The organism is Flavobacterium sp. WG21, assembly GCF_000335775.1.
GTDB lineage: Bacteria > Bacteroidota > Bacteroidia > Flavobacteriales > Flavobacteriaceae > Flavobacterium > Flavobacterium tructae.
Window position 1 is genome coordinate 1 of record NZ_AMYW01000063.1, and the last position, 4,298, is coordinate 4,298.

The following is a 4,298-nucleotide window of genomic DNA, read 5'->3' on the forward strand; positions in this document are numbered from 1 at the left end:
TCAATTGAAGAGATTTTTTGTTTCTGGTAAATAGTATACACTGTGTAAAAAGGAAACATCAGATTTAGATCCAATTTTTGCTGTTTTTTAAATTTGTTATATGGGCCAGGTGATGGTTGCTGTGCCAGGCATACATTCCGATGATTTGTTTGATCAGAAATTCGGAGTTATTTTCGGGATGAATAAATGATTTGTTTAAATCTTTCGGACTTAGATTTTTCATGATATAAGCTAGTCTGTAATGTAGTCCTTCCAGTAATTGTAAGGTTGGTTGGATTGGCATGGTTAGATTGTCCTGTAATTCAGACCATAATTTTTCATCATAAGCTTTTATTACAGGATTATTTTCGGTTAAAGCCCATTTTATTCTGATATAACAGTTCATGTGGCTTTCGGCACAATGATGAATTACCTGACGAACGGTCCATCCGTCCGGACGATAAGGAGTGTCTAGTTGTTCGTCGGTTAAATCAATCGTTTCTTTTTTTAATCTTTCAGGAAAAGTGGCAATGATGGCAACACTATCGGAAATGTACTCCGAGGTATAATCTGCTGGAGTTTTAAACTTGCCGATCGGATATTTTAGTTTTTCTAAATCTGTTTCGTTCATGTTTTGTTGTTTTATAGAGAAAGTTTAGCCAAATAATCGTAGTGGTCGCCTTCAAGGATGAGCTCACATTTTAATCCATTTGCAGCAGCGGCATTTTGAAGAGTATTGTAATCAAGGTACAGCCAGTCGAACGGCTCTTCTTTCTCGCCTTTATAAGAAATGTTGAACACAAGCTCTCCATAATAATCGTTATCGGATGGGATCCATTTTCCGCCATCTTCGTCTTCGTCAAACATATAGATAATGTCTGAGCTGTCGAGTAAAATTTGTCCGCCCGGGTTCAGAAGTGATTTTAGTTTAGAAAGGTACTTGTTGCAATTTTCTAGTTTACCGAAAATTCCCACTCCATTCATTAGTAAAATGATAGTGTCGAATTTTCCCTCCTCAAAATCCAGGATATTTTTGACTATAGCATTTTTGACTCCGCGAAGGTTGCAGGTTTCGATTGCATTTTTTGAAATGTCAATTGAAACAAGCTCCAGATTTCTGTCATTTTGTAAAGATAAACTATGACTTCCGGCTCCGCAGCCTACGTCCAGAGTTTTTCCGAAGGCTAATTGCAATGCTTTTTGTTCGAGTTTAGGCATTTCATTGTACGAACGGAATAAATAATCCACACTCATTTCATCTTCTTCAGAAATCGAAGTTTCAGTGATAATATTCTCAGGTGAATTATTGGTTTGGAAATCGTACATGGCTTTCCCGAAAAGATCTTTCATTGTATTTTAGTTCAAAGTTTAAGGTTACAAGTTTAAAGTTGTTTAATTTTGCAGTTCAACTTTAAATCTTAAACTTGAAGCAAATTTTAAATAACTTAAATAAGTTAGCCAAAGATAAGCATATCGAAAATAAAAAGTATTTTGATAAGCTCAAAAAGAAACAGCCAAAGAATTTGGATTATGTAATGCAGGATTTACATGACGCCGAATTTAAAAAAACAGACTGCTTGCAATGTGCGAATTGCTGCAAAACTACCGGCCCTTTGTTTACTTTGGCTGATATCGAAAGAATTTCAAAATCATTCCGACAAAAGCCGCAGCAATTTATCGAACAATATCTCAGAATTGATGAGGACAAAGATTATGTTTTGAAAAGTGTTCCTTGTACTTTTTTGGATAATGAAAATTATTGTATGATTTATGATGTTCGTCCGAAAGCATGCAGAGAATTTCCGCATACAGATCGTAAAAAGTTTCATCAGATAGCGGACTTAACATTGAAGAATGTTGCCATTTGTCCTGCTGCATATAATATAGTGGAGGAAATGAAGAAAAAGCTTCCTTTATAACCTTCTAAACATTTGATAATTGTTCTTAGAAGCAATTCATTTTTGCTTTTTAAAATGTACTTTTGATTCGAATGAACCGGAAACGGTTGTAATTAATAATTTCAAGACAACATAAAATTTGAGTTTAGAATATTTCATAGCTAAAAGGTTAATTACTGCAAAAGATTTTAAAAGCAGTATTTCCGCGCCTATTATTAAAATTGCTATTTCGGCCATCGCTATTGGTATGATAATGATGATCGTTTCTGTTGCGACAGGGATTGGTCTTCAAAAAAAAATAAGGGATAAAGTTTCGGCTTTCAACGGGCAGATTATAATTTCAAACTACGATAATAATAATTCTGATGTTACTTTGATTCCTATTTCGAAAAAACAGGAGTTTTATCCTGAATTTAAATCAGTTCCTGGGGTGAATCATATTCAGGCAGTCGCTAGTAAAGCTGGTATTATCAGGACAGAAAATTCTTTTGAAGGTATAATCTTCAAAGGAGTCGGAGCGGATTACGACTGGAAAAATATAGAAGAGTATTTGGTTGAAGGAAGGTTACCTGATTTTTCAGCTGCTTTAAACGAAGATGTTTTGATTTCAAAATTCCTTGCAGATCGACTTCATCTAAAAGTAGGAGATAATTTTAATACTTTTTTTATCAAAGAAGAACAGGGGAAAATGCCTAATAGCCGCCGATTCAGAATAGCAGGTGTTTTTAGTTCAGGTTTTCAGGATTTTGATGCCACTTATATATTGGGGGATATAAGGCATATTCAAAGAATTAATAAATGGAGTCCCAATCAGGTTGGCGCTTTTGAGGTATTCATTAATGACTTTGATGCTATTAAAACAACAGGAGAAAAAATCTACGATCAAACATCATCTAATCTGGATACCAAAACAATAATAGAGAAGTACAGTTATATATTTGATTGGTTGCAGCTTTTCGATTTTAATATCATAGTAATATTAGGGGTAATGATATTGGTGGCTACCATTAACATGGTTGTAGCGCTGTTGGTTTTGATTTTAGAACGAACCCAAATGATTGGAATTTTAAAAGCGTTGGGAGCTAATAACTGGATGGTTCGTAAAGTGTTTTTATATAACGCGTTCTATTTGATTGTTCGGGGATTATTTTGGGGAAATTTAATTGGTATTGCTCTGTTGTTAATTCAGCAGCAGTTTGGAGTGATTCGCTTAAATCCTGAAAATTACTATGTAAATCAGGCTCCGGTCTATTTTAATCTTTGGCATATTATTTTATTGAATTTGCTTACGGTTGGAGTTTGTTTTGTAGTGTTGTTGATTCCTTCCTATATAATCACAAAGATTTCTCCGGTTAAAGCTATTCGTTTCGAGTAATTGTATTGTTCTGGAGTGTATATACAACCCGACAGGTTTTTAAAACCTGTCGGGTTTGTTTTTTTACTACCTAATATATAAGAGTAGGTTTTCTGTCCATCTGAGCGAAGTCGAAGCTTGGTATTTGAGATTCTATACTATATATAAGAGTAGTTTTTCTGTCCAGCTGAGCGAAGTCGAAGCTTTATCCCGCTATCTGCTTCAATCTTTTGCTTTTTAAAGGAAAAATCAAAAGGATTTCCACTGCTATCGGGGCTAGGGGGATTGAATTGAAATTGAAGAAAGACGCAAACCCGACAGGTTTTTAGAACCTGTCGGGTTTAATTTTTATAGGAGCAGAAAAAAGATGGTTTGTAAAAAACGCCAAACCAGTCAGTTAAGAAAAAGATTAAAAATAAGTTTAGAAAAAGCTTGTAAAAGCGGATAAAGTGACTACTTTTGCACCCGCAACAGCGATAAACGTTCACTGAAATACTGACAAGCGAAGGAATTAAAACGAAAAGAAATTTTCAAAAAAAGATTCCGAAAAGCTTGCGAGTAAAGAAAGAAAGTTTTAAGTTTGCACCCCGCAAAACAAGGGAAGTTCATTGAAAGATTGGTAAGGAGAGGAGTTAAAAAGGAAAAGAAATTTTCTAAAAAAAACTTCAAAAAACTCTTGCCGATTAGAAATAAGTTTTCTACTTTTGCACCCGCTTTGAGAGACAAGCGAGATTAATAAAAAAGAATACGTTCGTAGACATATTGAATTGACAGCCGTTTCGATGAAAATCGAAACAAAAGAATAAGAGTAATAGAATCGTAAGATTTGAAAAGAACCGATAGATATCATCGCAATATAATATAAAAATATACGATGAAGAGTTTGATCCTGGCTCAGGATGAACGCTAGCGGCAGGCTTAACACATGCAAGTCGAGGGGTATATGTCTTCGGATATAGAGACCGGCGCACGGGTGCGTAACGCGTATGCAATCTACCTTTTACAGAGGGATAGCCCAGAGAAATTTGGATTAATACCTCATAGCATAGCAGCTTCGCATGAAGCAG

4 protein-coding genes and 1 rRNA gene are annotated in these 4,298 nt (G+C 35.0%); 3 read left to right on the top strand and 2 right to left on the bottom strand.

Annotated elements, in window-relative coordinates:
• Positions 1 to 64: 64 nt before the first annotated feature.
• Positions 65 to 610 (bottom strand): YfiT family bacillithiol transferase, encoded by a 546-nt coding sequence (locus C245_RS0122390; RefSeq protein ID WP_017498843.1) that lies wholly within the window; start codon positions 608 to 610, stop codon positions 65 to 67.
• A gap of 11 nt (positions 611 to 621) precedes the next feature.
• Positions 622 to 1,329, bottom strand: a complete 708-nt coding sequence (locus C245_RS0122395; protein ID WP_017498844.1) for a bifunctional 2-polyprenyl-6-hydroxyphenol methylase/3-demethylubiquinol 3-O-methyltransferase UbiG — start codon at positions 1,327 to 1,329, stop codon at positions 622 to 624.
• A 74-nt stretch (positions 1,330 to 1,403) separates the two neighbouring features.
• On the opposite strand from C245_RS0122395, the gene C245_RS0122400 reads away from it, so the two are divergent.
• The 3 genes from C245_RS0122400 to C245_RS0122415 form a co-directional block, all read left to right on the top strand.
• Complete coding sequence (locus C245_RS0122400) at positions 1,404 to 1,898, top strand: YkgJ family cysteine cluster protein (RefSeq protein WP_017498845.1); 495 nt, start codon at positions 1,404 to 1,406, stop codon at positions 1,896 to 1,898.
• Positions 1,899 to 2,016: 118 nt separating this feature from the next.
• Positions 2,017 to 3,252 (top strand): ABC transporter permease, encoded by a 1,236-nt coding sequence (locus C245_RS0122410; protein ID WP_017498847.1) that lies wholly within the window; start codon positions 2,017 to 2,019, stop codon positions 3,250 to 3,252.
• Between the two features lie 850 nt (positions 3,253 to 4,102).
• Positions 4,103 to 4,298: ribosomal RNA gene (locus tag C245_RS0122415) — 16S ribosomal RNA — on the top strand; the annotation flags it as partial.